Origin of the sequence: Sulfitobacter sp. LC.270.F.C4 (assembly GCF_032922545.1) — a bacterium.
GTDB classification, from domain to species: domain Bacteria; phylum Pseudomonadota; class Alphaproteobacteria; order Rhodobacterales; family Rhodobacteraceae; genus Sulfitobacter; species Sulfitobacter profundi.
Genome location: NZ_CP136692.1, coordinates 3,331,160 through 3,346,722, shown reverse-complemented (window position 1 = coordinate 3,346,722; position 15,563 = coordinate 3,331,160). Strand labels below are relative to the sequence as shown.

Annotated in this window: 18 protein-coding genes and 2 tRNA genes; 17 read left to right on the top strand and 3 right to left on the bottom strand. The window is 61.2% G+C overall.

Annotation, left to right across the window (positions count from 1 at the left end; all coding sequences use genetic code 11):
* Positions 1–3 precede the first annotated feature (3 nt).
* Positions 4–363 carry a response regulator gene (locus R1T45_RS20140; RefSeq protein ID WP_120350215.1) on the top strand — a complete coding sequence of 120 codons (360 nt, stop codon included), beginning with the start codon at positions 4–6 and terminating at the stop codon, positions 361–363.
* Between the two features lie 27 nt (positions 364–390).
* On the opposite strand, the gene R1T45_RS20135 is transcribed toward R1T45_RS20140, so the two are convergent.
* A tRNA-Arg gene (locus R1T45_RS20135) sits at positions 391–467 on the bottom strand.
* Positions 468–570: 103 nt separating this feature from the next.
* Here R1T45_RS20135 and R1T45_RS20130 point away from each other — a divergent pair.
* Complete coding sequence (locus R1T45_RS20130) at positions 571–1,092, top strand: superoxide dismutase family protein (RefSeq protein WP_317390073.1); 522 nt, start codon at positions 571–573, stop codon at positions 1,090–1,092.
* Positions 1,093–1,316: 224 nt separating this feature from the next.
* Here R1T45_RS20130 and R1T45_RS20125 read toward each other — a convergent pair.
* Positions 1,317–1,391 (bottom strand) — tRNA-Thr (locus R1T45_RS20125).
* Positions 1,392–1,476: 85 nt separating this feature from the next.
* On the opposite strand from R1T45_RS20125, the gene R1T45_RS20120 reads away from it, so the two are divergent.
* The 7 genes from R1T45_RS20120 (at position 1,477) to R1T45_RS20090 (ending at position 6,204) form a co-directional block, all read left to right on the top strand.
* Complete coding sequence (locus R1T45_RS20120) at positions 1,477–1,653, top strand: hypothetical protein (protein WP_162931795.1); 177 nt, start codon at positions 1,477–1,479, stop codon at positions 1,651–1,653.
* Positions 1,654–1,656: 3 nt separating this feature from the next.
* Positions 1,657–2,928, top strand: a complete 1,272-nt coding sequence (murA, locus tag R1T45_RS20115) for a UDP-N-acetylglucosamine 1-carboxyvinyltransferase (protein ID WP_120350217.1) — start codon at positions 1,657–1,659, stop codon at positions 2,926–2,928.
* Complete coding sequence (locus R1T45_RS20110; RefSeq protein WP_120350218.1) at positions 2,925–3,395, top strand: DUF2948 family protein; 471 nt, start codon at positions 2,925–2,927, stop codon at positions 3,393–3,395. Before murA ends, R1T45_RS20110 begins: the two co-directional genes overlap by 4 nt.
* A gap of 29 nt (positions 3,396–3,424) precedes the next feature.
* Complete coding sequence (locus R1T45_RS20105) at positions 3,425–3,754, top strand: hypothetical protein (RefSeq protein WP_120350219.1); 330 nt, start codon at positions 3,425–3,427, stop codon at positions 3,752–3,754.
* A gap of 51 nt (positions 3,755–3,805) precedes the next feature.
* Positions 3,806–5,107, top strand: a complete 1,302-nt coding sequence (hisD, locus tag R1T45_RS20100) for a histidinol dehydrogenase (RefSeq protein WP_120350220.1) — start codon at positions 3,806–3,808, stop codon at positions 5,105–5,107.
* 131 nt (positions 5,108–5,238) lie between these two features.
* The gene (locus R1T45_RS20095; RefSeq protein WP_260012785.1) at positions 5,239–5,742 is read left to right on the top strand and encodes a UPF0262 family protein; all 504 of its coding nucleotides are present in this window, start codon (positions 5,239–5,241) and stop codon (positions 5,740–5,742) included.
* Entirely contained in the window at positions 5,743–6,204 is a 462-nt protein-coding gene (locus R1T45_RS20090) for a low molecular weight phosphatase family protein (RefSeq protein ID WP_120350221.1), read from the top strand.
* Positions 6,205–6,208: 4 nt separating this feature from the next.
* Here the strand turns inward: R1T45_RS20090 and R1T45_RS20085 are convergent, their stop codons facing one another.
* Positions 6,209–6,571: a hypothetical protein gene (locus tag R1T45_RS20085; RefSeq protein ID WP_067623915.1), complete on the bottom strand. Its 363-nt coding sequence runs from the start codon at positions 6,569–6,571 to the stop codon at positions 6,209–6,211.
* Positions 6,572–6,785: 214 nt separating this feature from the next.
* Between R1T45_RS20085 and lepA the strand changes: the two genes are divergently transcribed.
* The 8 genes from lepA to R1T45_RS20045 all read left to right on the top strand — a co-directional run bounded on the left by lepA (position 6,786) and on the right by R1T45_RS20045 (position 15,559).
* Positions 6,786–8,588 (top strand): translation elongation factor 4, encoded by a 1,803-nt coding sequence (gene lepA / locus R1T45_RS20080; RefSeq protein ID WP_317390072.1) that lies wholly within the window; start codon positions 6,786–6,788, stop codon positions 8,586–8,588.
* Between the two features lie 230 nt (positions 8,589–8,818).
* Positions 8,819–9,691 (top strand): HAD family hydrolase, encoded by an 873-nt coding sequence (locus R1T45_RS20075; RefSeq protein WP_317390071.1) that lies wholly within the window; start codon positions 8,819–8,821, stop codon positions 9,689–9,691.
* A 166-nt stretch (positions 9,692–9,857) separates the two neighbouring features.
* A complete protein-coding gene (locus R1T45_RS20070; RefSeq protein ID WP_317390070.1) occupies positions 9,858–10,691 on the top strand; it encodes a 3-keto-5-aminohexanoate cleavage protein in 834 nt (277 codons plus the stop codon).
* Between the two features lie 80 nt (positions 10,692–10,771).
* The gene (locus R1T45_RS20065; protein ID WP_067627372.1) at positions 10,772–11,542 is read left to right on the top strand and encodes an MBL fold metallo-hydrolase; all 771 of its coding nucleotides are present in this window, start codon (positions 10,772–10,774) and stop codon (positions 11,540–11,542) included.
* A gap of 276 nt (positions 11,543–11,818) precedes the next feature.
* On the top strand, positions 11,819–12,874 hold the full coding sequence (locus R1T45_RS20060) for a C4-dicarboxylate TRAP transporter substrate-binding protein (RefSeq protein ID WP_120350226.1): 1,056 nt from the start codon (positions 11,819–11,821) through the stop codon (positions 12,872–12,874).
* A gap of 26 nt (positions 12,875–12,900) precedes the next feature.
* A complete protein-coding gene (locus R1T45_RS20055; RefSeq protein WP_067627369.1) occupies positions 12,901–13,434 on the top strand; it encodes a TRAP transporter small permease in 534 nt (177 codons plus the stop codon).
* Entirely contained in the window at positions 13,434–14,774 is a 1,341-nt protein-coding gene (locus R1T45_RS20050) for a TRAP transporter large permease (RefSeq protein ID WP_067940100.1), read from the top strand. The genes R1T45_RS20055 and R1T45_RS20050 overlap by 1 nt, the downstream gene beginning before the upstream one ends.
* Positions 14,771–15,559, top strand: a complete 789-nt coding sequence (locus R1T45_RS20045) for an IclR family transcriptional regulator (RefSeq protein ID WP_120350228.1) — start codon at positions 14,771–14,773, stop codon at positions 15,557–15,559. The genes R1T45_RS20050 and R1T45_RS20045 overlap by 4 nt, the downstream gene beginning before the upstream one ends.
* The last annotated feature ends 4 nt before the right edge of the window (positions 15,560–15,563 follow it).

Sequence of the window (15,563 nt, the reverse complement as noted above, 5' to 3'; positions counted from 1 at the left end):
CCGGTGAATATTCTGATCGTCGAAGATGAATTTCTGATTGCCTTGGACCTTCAGATGCAGCTCGAACAGCTTCAGCATTCCGTTCTTGGCCCGGTCAAGGATTTCGCGGCCTGCCGGGAGGTGGTGACGCAGTCTCGTCCGGACTTGGCGTTCATGGACCTTCGACTGGCGAATGGAGAATCCGGCGAGGACCTCGCGCAGTGGTTGCTGAGCGAACACAATATCCGCTGTATCTTCTTGAGCGGCAACCTGGACGAACCGACCCAGACACGGCTGAGAGGGCTTGAACCGATTGCCATGCTCGGCAAACCCACTTTTCCGCATCTGATCGCAGCAGCGATTGACGATTTCGCGCGCGGGTAAGTGGGCGCGGGTAGGCGTGGCGGAAATTGGCGCTCCCTGAAGGATTCGAACCCTCGACCTGCCGATTAGAAGTCGGCTGCTCTATCCAGCTGAGCTAAGGGAGCACTCGGCCGCTTATAGGGGCAAGCCTTGCCCTGCATCAAGAGGAACCCGACGCGGGCCGGGTGGGTTGAGCCGTCATCGACATATAACCCAACGGAGGAAGCCATGTATCTGCGCAATATCCTACTCGGGGCCGCTTTGGCCACAACGGGCGCCGTCGCGGCGCAGGCCGAAGGCCATATGCAAACGGCAGCATCTGCTCAGGTGGCGGGCAATTCGGATGATATCTCAGGCAATGTTACCCTGAACACGACCGCCTCGGGCCGGACCTTGGTAAAGATCGACGTGACTGGCGTGCCCGCGGGCAGCCATGGCGTGCACTTGCATGAAACCGGCGATTGTTCCGCAGATGATTTCAAATCTGCTGGGGGCCACATCGCGGGGGACCACAAGCATGGTGTGCTCGTCGAAGGTGGGCCGCATCCGGGTGACATGCCCAATATGGAAGTGGGGGAAGATGGCGTGCTTCAGGCCGAAGTCTTTCTCGATCTGCTCGATATCGAGACCATGATCAAAGATGACGACGGCGCGGCTTTCATTATTCACAGCGGTGCGGACGACTACGAATCGCAGCCCTCCGGCGATGCGGGCTCGCGCATTGCCTGCGGTGCCTTTGAGACTTCGTAACGGGATCTGAGACTTGGGCACCCCGGTCTCGTTTATTCGGGGTTGGGGTGTCGAATCGGCGCGGTGCCGCTGATCGGCGCGGGCGGGCAAGAAGCGGACGGCAAGCCCATATGATGCAGGGAAGAACCGGACTCTCGCACTCAGACTGCCGCGCCGCGGCGGGCGTAGATCGAGGGACCATCGCTCATGCGAGGTGGGGTGTATTTAGCGGAATGATGGGTAAATGGTGCTGCTGGAGAGAATTGAACTCTCGACCTCTCCCTTACCAAGGGAGTGCTCTACCTCTGAGCTACAGCAGCGCCGTGGGCGGGTGATTAGCCGCAATCGAAAGGGGGTGCAACCCCTGATCTGGACCCTTCTTGCACCCTGCGCTAGATAGGCGGCATGGCAAAGCAAAACGCCCCGGAAAAGAACGCGAAAACACCCTCTGCGCGGGAGGCGCGGCTGAAGGCTGCGCTCAAGGCGAATATGGCCCGGCGCAAGGCGCAGGCCCGTGCGCGGGCCGAGGATGTGGCGCAGGATACAGGCAATGGCCCCGACGGGTCGGAAAAGGACAGCTGAACGATGGATTCCATTCTGGTCAAAGGCGGCGGTGCGCTGAACGGGCAAATCCCCATCGCGGGGGCCAAGAACGCCTGTCTGGCGCTGATGCCCGCAACATTGCTGAGCGAAGAGCCACTGACGTTGACCAACGCGCCGCGGCTGAGCGACATCCGCACCATGACCGAACTGCTGCGTTCTCTGGGGGCGGAAGTCACCTCAATGCAAGACGGCAAGGTCATCACGATGGCCAGCCACGGGCCGATCAATACCCGTGCGGAATATGACATCGTGCGCAAGATGCGCGCCTCGAACCTCGTGCTGGGTCCGTTGCTGGCGCGGGAAGGCCATGCCGAAGTCTCGCTGCCCGGCGGCTGCGCGATTGGCGCGCGTCCGATGGATATTCACACCGATGGGCTGGCCAAGATGGGCGCGGAAATCGATCTGCGTGACGGCTATCTCTATGCCAAGGCTGAGGGCGGCAAGCTCAAGGGCGCCGTGATCGACTTCCCTTTTGCCTCTGTCGGGGCGACCGAGAATATCTTGATGGCCGCGACTTTGGCCAAGGGCACGACCGTCATCAACAACGCCGCGCGGGAGCCTGAGATCGTCGATCTGGCGGACTGTCTGCGGGCCATGGGCGCGCAGATTGAAGGTGACGGCACACCGAGCATCACCATTCAGGGCGTCGATAGCCTGCATGGGGCGACCCATAAAGTTGTGACCGACCGTATTGAGCTTGGCACCTATATGCTGGCGCCAGCCTTTTGCGGCGGCGAAGTGGAACTGCTGGGCGGGCGGATCGACCTGTTGCAGGCGTTCTGCGAAAAGCTCGACGCGGCAGGGATCGAGGTGACTGAGACACAGGCTGGCCTCAAGGTGGCGCGGCGCAATGGCCGCATCTCGGCGGTGGATGTCACGACAGAGCCATTCCCCGGCTTCCCGACCGACCTTCAGGCTCAGATGATGGCGTTGCTCTGCACTGCGGAAGGGACCTCTGTACTGGAAGAGAAGATTTTCGAGAACCGCTTCATGCACGCCCCGGAATTGATCCGCATGGGCGCGCGGATTGATGTGCACGGCGGCACGGCTAAGGTCACTGGCGTTAAGAAACTCAAAGGCGCGCCGGTTATGGCAACCGATCTGCGAGCGTCGATCTCACTCATCCTCGCCGGGCTGGCCGCCACCGGAGAGACCACGGTAAGCCGGGTCTACCACCTTGATCGCGGCTATGAGCATGTGGTGTCCAAGCTGCGCGGCGTGGGTGCGGATATCGAAAGGATCAGCAGCAAATGACCGAAGATGCACGTTTCGAAGATGGCCGCGAAGCGCCGTTGAACCTCGGCGCATTGGATGCCGAGGATCTCACGGTGATCGCCTCGCTCACGCAAGATGCGGTGTTTCCCGCCTCTGAGATGCGCTGGCACCGCACGGGCGCGCGTTTCGCGCTGCTGCTGAACCGGCTGCGGCATGAGGATACGGGGGCCGCACGTCATGCGCCCGAGCGGGTGCAATCGGTGCTGATGTTCAACAACGTGCAGCGTGTGGCAAGCCAAGGCGTGCCCAAGGGCGATGCCGATACCATCCTCTCCCTGCTCGACATCACGTTCGAGGAAACCGACGCGCCTTCGGGCCATGTCACGCTGACCTTGGCCGGAGACGGCGCGATCCGGTTAGAGGTCGAGGCTCTGGAGGTAACGCTCAAGGATGTGACACGTCCCTATGTGGCCCCTTCAAAGAAAAGGCCCGTTCACCCCGAGTGACATCCCGTCACGGTGGCAAGGATCGCAAGATGCCGGAACTAAAACAGACTAGATTTACGCGGGGGCGCGTGGCGGCGCTGATGACCGAAGCGACGGGCTGGGCGCTTTTGCTGCTTGGTGTGGCGCTGGCGGTGCGGCATCTGTTGGGCACGGTCACCTTGCCGGGGCTTTTGGCCCCTGCCGCGGCGATTGCGGGCGGGCTGTTTGCCATTCTGGCAGCCCATGTCGCCCGCGCCGTGTTCGACAACGCCCAAGACACCCGCGCCATGCGTCTGGCGCAGCGCTCCGCCCCCAGTGCCGCTGTCAAAACATCGGGCCTGCGGGCCGAGCCCAGCCTGCGCCGTCCTTCCGCGCCTTGATACCTTTGGGCCAGCCCGCTGCGGTGGCCCCCTTTTCGAAAGCCTGACCCCATGCCCGTCACCCTTGATGCTTCCGCCCCCGATTTCGAAGCGGCCTTTGACAAACTGCTGAACGCCAAGCGCGAAGACAGCCCCGATGTCGATGCCGTGGTGGCCGAGATCATCGCCGATGTGCGTGCGCGGGGCGATGCTGCGGTGATCGACCTGTCGCAAAAGTTCGACCGCGTGACCCTCACCCCCGACAGCCTGCGCATCAGTGTTGCCGAGGTTGATGCCGCCGTCGCCGAAGTCTCCCCCGAGGACCGCAAGGCGCTGGAACTGGCCGCCGACCGCATCCGCGCCTATCACGCACGGCAGCTGCCCGAAGACGCCGAGTGGACGGATCCCGACGGCGCCACGTTGGGTTGGCGCTGGACGCCGGTTTCCGCCGCTGGCCTTTATGTGCCGGGCGGGCTGGCGAGCTATCCTTCCTCGGTCCTGATGAACGCGGTCCCGGCCAAGGTGGCGGGGGTGGAGCGTTTGGCCATGGTCGTGCCCACGCCCGATGGCGTGTTGAACCCGCTTGTGTTGCTGGCCGCCCGCATCGCCGGAGTGGATGAGATTTACCGCATCGGCGGCGCGCAGGCCGTGGCGGCGCTGGCCTATGGCACCGATACGATCCCCCCGGTGGACAAGATCACCGGCCCCGGCAACGCCTTTGTCGCCGCCGCCAAGCGGCGCGTTTTCGGCAAAGTCGGCATCGACATGATCGCCGGCCCGTCGGAGATCCTTGTCATCGCTGATGGGGACAATGATCCCGATTTCATTGCTCTCGATCTGCTCAGTCAAGCCGAGCACGACGAGAGCGCGCAGAGCATTCTGATCACCACTGACCCCGCCTTTGCCCGCGCGGTGGAAGAGGCGGTCGAGAAACGCCTGCTCACCCTTGAGCGTCGCGCCATCGCGGGCGCAAGCTGGCGCGACAATGGTGCGATCATCACCGTGGCTGACCTCGACGCCGCGGCGGCGCTCAGCAACCGGATCGCGCCGGAACACCTTGAGCTTTGCGTGGCGGACCCAAAGGCGCTGTCGGAAAAGATCACCCATGCGGGCGCGATTTTCCTTGGCCAATGGACGCCCGAGGCGATTGGAGATTATGTCGGCGGGCCGAACCACGTTCTGCCCACGGCGCGGTCGGCGCGCTTCTCTTCGGGGCTGTCGGTGTTGGATTTCATGAAGCGCACCACATTGGCCCAGATGTCGCCCGAAGCCCTCAAAGCCATCGGCCCGGCGGCAGAGCGGTTGGCCCAGTCAGAGAGCCTTGAGGCGCATGGCCTGTCGGTCACCGCGCGCCTGCGCAAGCTGAACGACTAGGGCAGGGGGGGCAGAAGCCGCCTGCGCAGGAGGCAGGGCGCTGCCCGCTGTGCCCCCGGGCGCGACATTCGCCACCGGGCATGCTCTCGCGCATTGCCCCCTTCCCACCGCTGCGCTATCCACGAAATGGTATCGCCAGCAAAAAGGATGCGTCCATGACCCGCATCACCCATATCGCGCTTGATGACGCGAACATGCCGCCCCCCACGCCTGAGATCGATCAGGAGCGTAAGGTGGCCATGTTCGACCTGCTGGAAGAGAACAGCTTTGTCCTGCCCGAACGGGAGAAGGGCCCGGTGCCCGAAGGGCCTTATCATCTGTCCCTGTCCATCCGCGACAAGCGGCTGGTCTTTGATGTGGAGACCGAAGCGGCTGAAAAGGCAGCGGAATTCCACCTTTCCCTCGGCCCGTTCCGGCAGGTGGTAAAGGATTACTTCCAAATCTGCGAAAGCTATTTCGAGGCGGTCAAGAAACTGCCCCCCAGCCAGATCGAGACGATCGACATGGCCCGGCGCGGCATCCACAACGAAGGCTCCCGCGTGCTGCAAGAGCGCCTGTCGGGCAAGGCCGAGATCGACACCGACACCGCGCGGCGGCTCTTTACCCTGATCTGCGTTTTGCATTTCGGCGGATAAATGAAGCAGCTGCTGCCTCAATCCGTTCTCTTCTGCTGCGACCACAACGCCGTCCGTTCGCCCATGGCCGAAGGCTTGATGAAGAAATTCTACGGCACCGGCACCTATGTGCAGTCCGTGGGCGTCAAGAACGACATGGAGATCGACGGCTTTTCCATCGCCGTGTGCAGTGAATTGGATGTGCAGTTGGACCGGCACCGCAGCCGCAGTTTCGATGAGATGGAAGAATGGGGCGACGATCTGGGGTCATTCGATCTGATCATCGCGCTGAGCCCCGCCAGCCAGCGCCGGGCGCTGGAGCTGACGCGGTTTTACCATCTCGACGTGGAATATTGGCCGATCCTTGATCCCACGGGACTGGGCGAGAGCCGCGAGGCCAAACTCACCCAGTTTCGCGCCGCCCGCGATCAGATCGTCGGACGGCTGATTGATCGCTTTGGCCAGCCGCCCAGCGAAAGCTGAGCTATCAGGTGTTGGAGCAGGCCGCCGCGGCGCTCTGGCCATAGGCTTTCCACGTGCTCCAGAAGGCGTTGTCGCTTTTGTTGTCGGACTGACGCATTTCCTGCAAACGGTGGGGGTCGCGGAAAATCTTGGCGCCCTGGCGCTGATCCGAGCGCGACAACGTCTGATCCGCCACCGCTTGTACGCAGCCACAACGCGCATGGCTGGAGCCGCGGCGCCCATCGGCCAGACAAGCCTTTTGAATTGGTCCCGTGGCGAAAAGCACCGGCGTCGGGGAAAAACGCCCTACGGCGGCATCGCTGGAATAACGTGATCCGCCACAACCCGCCAAGACGACGAGCGCCATCAAACTTGCAACTGTCCGCATTGATTTGCCCTATTGTTTTGGACCATGGGGTTTTCCCCTTGTCGGCCCGGTCTGCTCTGCCCGTCACTATGCCGCAAAATGGGGCTTCGCGCAATTCTCCTTTGGGGGGCAAGGCGCCTTGGCCTGCGATAAAGCGCCGTGAAGGGCGCGAAGCGGGCTCTGGCGCGCTCAAGGCCAATTGACGCAGGCGCGGCACTGCGCCATATCCCCTTGCATGACACCGCTTGAAAACATCCGCAATTTCTCCATCGTGGCGCATATCGACCACGGCAAATCCACGCTGGCCGACCGGTTGATCCAACTCACCGGCACGGTCGCCGAACGCGACATGCAAAGCCAGCTTCTGGATAACATGGATATCGAGCGGGAGCGGGGCATCACCATCAAGGCCAACACCGTCCGCATCGAATACCCTGCCAAGGACGGCAAGACCTATGTGTTGAATCTGATCGACACGCCCGGACACGTCGACTTCGCCTATGAGGTCGCGCGCTCCATGCATGCGGTCGAAGGTTCGCTGCTGGTCGTCGACGCCACCCAGGGCGTCGAGGCGCAGACGCTGGCCAATGTTTATACCGCCATCGATGCGGATCACGAGATCGTGCCGGTCCTGAACAAGGTCGACCTGCCCGCCTCTGACCCCGACCGCGTGCGCGAACAAATTGAGGACGTGATCGGCATCGACGCCTCCGAGGCCTGCCTTATCTCAGCCAAAACCGGCATCGGCATCCCCGACGTGCTAGAAGCGATCGTCAATAAACTGCCCGCACCCAAGGGCGGCGACCCCGATGCGCCGCTCAAAGCGATGCTGGTGGACAGCAAATATGACCAATACCTCGGCGTCATCTGTATCGTCCGGATCATCGACGGCACCCTGAAAAAGGGCGACCGCATTCGCATGATGAAGACCGGCGGCACCTATGACGTGGACGATGTGGGCGTTTACCGGCCCAAGATGACCGGCGTCGAAAGCCTCGGCCCCGGCGAGATCGGTTATCTGAACGCCTCGATCAAACAGGTCCGCGACACCCGCGTCGGCGACACGATCACCCATGAGAAGCGCAAGTGTGAAACCCCGCTGCCGGGCTTTAAGCCCTCGGTGCCGGTGGTTTTCTGTGGTCTCTTCCCGGTCGATGCCAATGACTTCGAAGACATGCGCGATGCGATCGAAAAGCTCGCCCTGAACGATGCCTCCTTCACCTATGAGATGGAAACCTCTGCCGCGCTTGGCTTTGGCTTCCGCTGCGGTTTCCTTGGCCTGCTGCACCTCGAAGTGATCCGCGACCGGCTTGAGCGTGAGTATGACATCGACCTGATCACCACCGCCCCTTCGGTGATCTATCACGTCCACATGAAGGACGGTGAGATGCAGGAGCTGCACAACCCCGCCGACATGCCCGACATGACGTTGGTGGACCACATGCAAGAGCCGCGGATCAAGGCGACGATCCTCGTGCCCGATGAATACCTCGGCGACGTGCTGAAACTCTGCCAAGACCGCCGCGGCATTCAAGAAGACCTGACCTATGCCGGTTCGCGGGCGATGGTCGTCTATGACCTGCCGCTGAACGAGGTGGTGTTTGATTTCTATGACCGGCTGAAATCGGTCACCAAGGGCTATGCCAGCTTCGACTACCAGATGATCGGCTACCGGCAGGACAATCTGGTGAAGATGCAGATCCTTGTGAATGACGAGCCTGTCGACGCGCTTTCGACCATGGTGCACCGCGACCGCGCCGAAATGCGTGGCCGAGCGATGGTGGAAAAGCTCAAAGACCTGATCCCGCGTCACATGTTCAAGATCCCGATCCAAGCGGCCATCGGCGGCAAGGTGATTGCCCGCGAGACGCTCTCCGCGATGCGCAAGGACGTGACGGCGAAGTGTTACGGTGGGGATGCGACGCGGAAGAAGAAGCTGCTGGAGAAGCAGAAGGCCGGTAAGAAGAAGATGCGCCAGTTCGGGAAGGTGGATATCCCGCAGGAGGCGTTTATTTCCGCTTTAAAAATGGACAGCTAAAAGCTGGCCATTTTTAGAGCGCGCGGGAGGCAGCGTATTGCAGAGCAATGCGCGTTCCCGCTCGGTTGTGTTCGGGTGATGGATAGCCGACAGGAACGGCGGTATGGCCGCCTTATGCTGCCGTCGTAGATACGTTAACCTCGCACGTCTAACTACAAACTCTCGCGTACATTGAAGTTCTCGGCGCAGCGCTTACGTTGCTTATGCGGTTTTTAGGGGAACTTTAGATTATGGTAGATTTCAAGCAGAACGTAGTGGCAATGGTGTACGATTTCGATGGTACTCTCAGTCCCGAGGCTATGCAGCACTACGGGGTATTGCCAAGCTTAGGAGTAAGTCCAACTGATTTCTGGGGAGGGGTAAAGGCGAAGCGCAAAGAGAAATCTGCGGAAGAGCTATTGGTGTACATGCGCGAAATGCTGCGATTGGCAGACGCGAAAGAAGTGCAACTTAACCGTTCAAAGTTTCAAGAGCATGGCAGAGGAATAGAATTTTTCGAAGGAGTTAGAGATTGGTTTGACCGGATCGGCCAATACGTATCTTCTATCTCTCAAGGTTCTGATATTGTGCTGGAGCACTACATTGTTTCTTCTGGTTTGAAAGAAATGATCGAAGGGTGTGAACTTGCGGCCTATTTTAAAGAGATTTATGCGTGCGAGTTCTTGTATGACCCCTACGGCCACCCTGATTGGCCGGGGCGCGTTGTGTCTGACACTTCGAAGACGCAGTATCTGTTCCGCATCAATAAAGGTGTACTCGACGTCAACGAGTTTATTAATTCTCACATGCCGATGGAGGAGCGCCGCGTTCCCTGGGATAATATGATCTATTTCGGTGATGGTGACACGGACGTTCCAAGCATGACCGTTGTAATGGCGAACGGAGGTCACGCAATTGCAGTTCATAAACCAGATTCAGAAAAGGGCGAAATTGAAAGGTGCGAAAAGTTGCTGAAAGCGCGACGAGTAGACTATTTTTGTGCTGCAGACTATCGTGACGGTTCTGATTTAGATCGCTTGGTTAAGGGGACACTGTCAGTTATTGTTCCTCGAATTTTACTTCGAAAAGCCATCTATGAGTTGAAGCCTTTAGGTCCTTTATAATTTGCCGAACCGCTCCCACCGGGGCGGACGCTTCGCTTTACCCCGCCCCTCGGTTCGGGCGCGGTGGCAGTCGCTGACCTCTCAACCTTTCCGCTAACCAATGTACACCGCCCCCACCATATGCGACCTTCCTTGCCCAAACACCCCCGCCACAGGACCGCCACCCATGACCACCACCCCCTGCATCCTCTGCGTCGCCATCACCGGCTCCGTCCCCACCAAAGCCGCGAACCCCGCCGTGCCGATCTCGATCGCCGAGCAGGTCGAGTCGACCCACGCAGCCTTCGAAGCCGGGGCCTCCATTTGCCACGCCCATGTGCGCAACGATGACGAGACCCCGTCCTCCGACCCCGAGAAGTTCGCGCGGCTGATGGAGGGCGTGCAAAAGCATTGCCCCGGCATGATCATCCAGTTCTCCACCGGCGGGCGCTCGGGCGCGGGGCGGGAGCGGGGCGGGATGCTCTCGCTCCGGCCCGACATGGCCTCGCTCTCGGTCGGGTCCAACAATTTCCCGACGCGGGTTTATGAAAACCCGCCGGAACTGGTCGATTGGCTGGCCTCGGAAATGAAAACCCACGCGGTCAAACCCGAGATCGAGGCTTTTGACCTGAGCCACATCCACAAAGCCGCCGAAATGAACCGCGATGGGCGCATCCCCGGCCAGCTTTATGTGCAATTCGTCATGGGCGTGAAGAACGCCATGCCGGTGGACCGTGAGACCTTTGATTTCTACATCCAGACGCTCAACCGCCTTGCCCCCGATGCGCAGTGGTGTGCCGCCGGGATCGGGCCGAACCAGATTGTGTTGAACGAATGGGCCATCGCCGCGGGCGGCCACACCCGCGCGGGGCTGGAGGATAACGTGCGGCTGGACCGCGACAGGCTGGCGCCCTCCAACGCGGCGCTGATCCAGCGGGCGGCTGATTTATGTGCGAAATACGACCGCCCTGTCGCCACGCCTGCACAAGCGCGTGAGATTCTGGGTCTGCGCCCGGCATAGGCTTGCCGCTAGAAGGGCGCTGCGTTGAAATGCGGGGCGGGGCAGCTATGTCCCGTTCCAGTAACCAACAGGAGCCTGAAATGTCCCAGACCCGCCGCCATTTCCTTGCCACCTCCGCCGCCGCCGCTGGCATCGTAACCCTGCTGCCCTTCGCCGCCCGTGCCGCCGCGCATAGCGGTGACACATTCGACACCAGCGCAGGGCCGATCACGGTGCATCCCGTCGACCACGCCTCTATCGTGTTGGAGACGCCCGCGGGCGTGATCTATGTCGATCCAGTGGGCGAGCCCGCGCAATACAGCGACTTCCCCGCCGCCGATCTGATCCTCATCACCCATGAGCATGGCGACCACTACAATGCCGATACGCTGGCCGCGCTGGCCGGGGATGAGGTGCAGATCATCACCAACCCCGCCGTCTTTGACATGCTGCCCGAGGCGCTTGCCGCGAAGGCCAGCAAGATCGCCAATGGCGAAAGCACCGAGTTTAACGGCCTGCCGATCGACGCGATCCCGGCCTATAACATCACCGAAGAGCGCAAGAAGTTTCACCCCGAGGGGCGCGACAACGGCTATATCCTCGGTTTCGACGGCTTCCGCGTCTATATTTCGGGCGACACCGAAGACACGCCCGAGATGCGCGGGCTGACCGATATCTCGCTGGCATTCGTGTGCATGAACCTGCCGTTCACTATGGATTCAAACGCCGCTGCCTCTGCCGTCGCTGAGTTCAAACCGACTTACGTCTACCCCTATCACTTCCGGGGAAAAGACGGCGGCACGCAAGACCCCGAAGAGTTCGCCAAACGGGTCGGCACCGATGTCGAAGTCAAATTCGGCGACTGGTATTAATCTCGAACCCTTTCGGTCACGCCCCAGCGGCGTGACCGTTTTCTCGGACAGGGCCGATCCATCAGATCAGCCGATTCCGGGGTGCAAAGCGGGGCGTTTGTCTCTCACACCGCCGCCCGCGCTCATTTTTCGCTTAACAAATTCAAGAGCCTAACTGCTCCCTCTTCAGATGGCTGAAGTTTCGCTTGATCGCTTTCGGTCCGCGGACTAGCGTGACCTGCGACAAATGCGAAACTATGTTTTGCATTGCGAAACAAGTCTCTGGGAGGAGCCTACATGACAATCTTTAAACACCTGAGCTGCGCCGCAGCTCTGGCGCTGGCTGGTGGCGCGGTAAGCGCTGAAACTGTATTGATTCACGGTGAAGCTGGGCCCAACCGCGGTGCACGCGCCGACGCTTTGCAGTGGTTCGCCGATCAGGTCGCCGAGCGTTCGGACGGCGACATGCGATTCGACATCCAGTGGGGCGGGGCGCTGTTCAAAGCCAACGCCGCTGTGCAATCCATCGCCGATGGCGTGGCCGACACCGGTTCGGTCATCGCAGTCTACTACCCGCAAGAGATGGCCGGCTACGGCATCGCCGACCTGCCGGTGAACAACCCCGACGCTTGGGTCGGCATGCGCGCCACGGATGAGCTGATGCGCTCCAGCCAAGCGATCCAAGACGATCTTGCCGACAAGAACCTCGTTTATATCGGCACTTGGACCACCAGCCAGGTAAACATCGGCTGCAAGGGCGGCGCGATCAAATCCGTGGCGGATATCTCGGGCAAGAAGGTCCGCGGCGTGGGCGCCTACGGCAAGGTCTTTGGTGAGCAGGGCGCGAACATGGTCAACATGTCGATCTATGACGCCTACCAAGGTCTCGACACCGGGCTGATCGACTGTTCGCAGGGCTACAGCTATGCCGTGGCGGCGCTGAAGCAGGCCGAGGTGATGGACAGCTACACGATCCTCGACTGGGGTCAGGTCGGCGGTCTGGGCATCTTCATGAACAAGGACATGCACGACAGCCTGACGCCTGAGCAGCAGGAAACGCTGGCCTCCGTCGGGTCCGACATGGCGGATGAGTTTGGCCGTCTGATCACCGATGCCAACGACAAGGCCATCGCCTCGATGAAGGAACAGGGCGTCGAAGTCATCACCCTGCCCGAAGAGGATCGCGCGCAACTCGTCGAAGCGGGCAAGAAGTTCCTCGACGAATGGGCAGAGACTGCCGGTTCCGCCGGTCTGCCGGGCGACGACCTGCTGGAAGAGTATAAGGGCCTTATCGCCAAATACACCGAGCAGCGCGATGCCGAAGGCTATCCTTGGGAAGCCAAAAGCAACTGATCGCTGATACTGGGGAGGGGCAGCATATGTTGGTAAATCTGGAGAAAATCCTGTTGGGATTGGGCGCTTTGGCGGTGATCGCCTTGGGGGTGTTGATCACCTCCAACGTGATCGCCCGCGCGCTCTTTGCCAGTCAGGTGCCCGATAGCGTGACCATGGTGCGAGAGCTCATGGTCGCCGCCATCCTGCTGCCCCTCGCCGCCGCCACCGCTGCGCGCGCGCATGTCTCGGTCGCTTTTGTGACCGACCGATTTCCCGACCGCGCGCGTTCGGTGTTGATCGTTGCAGGCTCTGCCATCGGGATGCTGGCGCTGGCGCCGCTGATCTATTCCGGCGGGCGCGAGTTCTTTGCCGTGGTCGAGAAAGGCAGCTTTTTCTACGGCGACCTCAATCTGCCGAAATGGCCCGGGCGGCTTTTGTTCCTGATCGGGATGATCGCGACCTTCCTGCGGCTGGCCGAACTTACGTGGCGCGATGGGCGCACCGTGCTGGCGGGCGGCGTGGTCTCTGACGAACAACAACATGCGGCCGACCTTCTGGCCGAGAAGGACGTGCTGTAATGGATGCCTCAACCATCGGTATGATCGCCTTCGCGGCGGTTCTGATCCTGCTCGCCCTGCGCGTGCCGATTGCCTTCACGCTGGCGGCAGTGGCAACCGTCGCTACCTTCTTTATCTTCGCCTTCCGCACCGGCACTTTCATGCCCGAACGTGCGATCAAGGCGACCACCTCGATGGTGTTCTCAAACTCCTTCGACCTCATTCACTCTTACGACCTGTCGATGATCCCGCTCTTTGTGGCGCTTGGACATATCGCGTATCGCGCGGATATTACGACGAAAATCTACCATGCGGCCAAGGTTTGGCTGACCCGCCTGCCGGGTGGGGTGGCCATGGCCTCCGTCATGGGCTGCGGGGGCTTTTCCGCGATCACCGGCTCATCCATCGCCTGCGCCTCGACCATGGGTAAGATCTGCACGCCCGAGATGCTGCGCATGGGCTATGACCCGCGTCTGGCGACAGCTTCGGTCGCGGCGGGGGGCACATTGGGCTCGCTCATTCCCCCGTCGGTTCTGTTCATCATCTACGGCATTTTCACCGAGACTTCGATCTCGTCGCTGTTCCTCGCGGGTGTTCTGCCGGGGCTGCTGACGCTGGCGGGCTTTGTGCTGGTCATCGCCGTCTGGGTCTGGCGCGATCCGGCGGTAGCACCCTCGACCGACCAACGCTACACCGCGCGTGAGCGTTGGCAGGCGGCCCTTGATAGCTGGCCCGCGATCCTGCTTTTCGTGCTGATCATCGGCGGCATCTACGGCGGCATCTTCACCGCGACCGAGGCCGCCGCCGTCTGCGTCGTCTCCGCCACGTTGATCGGTTTCGTGCAGCGCAAGCTGGATTGGGCTGGCCTCTGGGCCGCGGTCAAGGAGACCTGCGTGCAGACCTCCGCGATCTTCCTCATCGCCGCCAGTGCCAAGATCTTTGTGGCCTTCGTCGCGCTGACGGGCGTCGCGGGCACCATCGTGGGCTTCGTCTCAGACGCGCAGATGTCGCTGGTTGTGCTGATGCTCTGCATCGCGCTGATCTATCTGCTCTTGGGCATGTTCCTTGATCCCATTGGCATCATGGTGCTGACCCTGCCGCTGATGATCCCACTGGTGGAAAGCTATGACCTCAACCTCATTTGGTTCGGCGTCGTGGTCATCAAACTGCTGGAGATCGGCTTGATTACACCGCCCGTCGGCTTGAACGTCTTTGTCATCGCCAATGTGGTGGGCCGCGAAGCACCGATCGATAAGATCTTTGCGGGCATCACCCGGTTCCTCAGCGTCGATTTCATCGTGCTGATCCTCATCATGTCCTTCCCGATGATCTCGCTTTTGATCCCGATGGCGGCAAGATGAACAAGGCGGCGTCGGATACCGTCACGGACCGTAAGTTCGCCAATACGCTGGCGCGGGGTCTTGGCATTTTGCGCGCGTTCCGCGCCAGCGACAGCGGGCTGAGCCACGCGCAGATCGCCGAGCGGACGGGCCTGCCGAAACCGACGGTTTCGCGGCTGACCTATACGCTGTGCGAACTGGGCTATCTGGCGCATGGCGGGCGCAACGATAAGTTCCGGCTTGGGCCTGCGGCGATTGCGCTTGGCTCGGTCGCCTCTGTCGCGGTCAGCTTTGTCGATATGGCGTCAGATGCGATGCAGCAACTGGCGGATGAAACACGCACGCTGGCGCTGATCGCCGTGCGCGACGGCGACCGGATGATGCTGGTGCGCACATGGCGTCCGCATACCGCTTCGACCATCTGGCTAGAGCCGGGTCACCGTATCCCGGTCTATGGTTCGTCCTCTGGCCTCGCCACGCTGGCCAGTCTGGACGAGAACCGTTTTGACGGGCTGGAGCCGGATGACCGGCTGCGCAATTTCCGCCGTGAGGGGTATGAGCAATTGCTGGCGCAGGGCTTTGTCCTCGCCCCGCCTGAAACCCGCTATGCCCGTAGCATCAACGCCGTGAGCGTGCCTTATTACGCAGGGGAATTCGGCGAGCCTGTGGCCTTTACCTGCGGCGCTTTGCCGGGTGACTTGCCCGACAGCCGCATTCTGTCACAAGTGGGGCCAGCGCTGCGCGACGTGGTCAGCGGCATCGAACAACGCACCGGACGGGCACCGGCCCTGTCCCGGCGCGGATAGATCA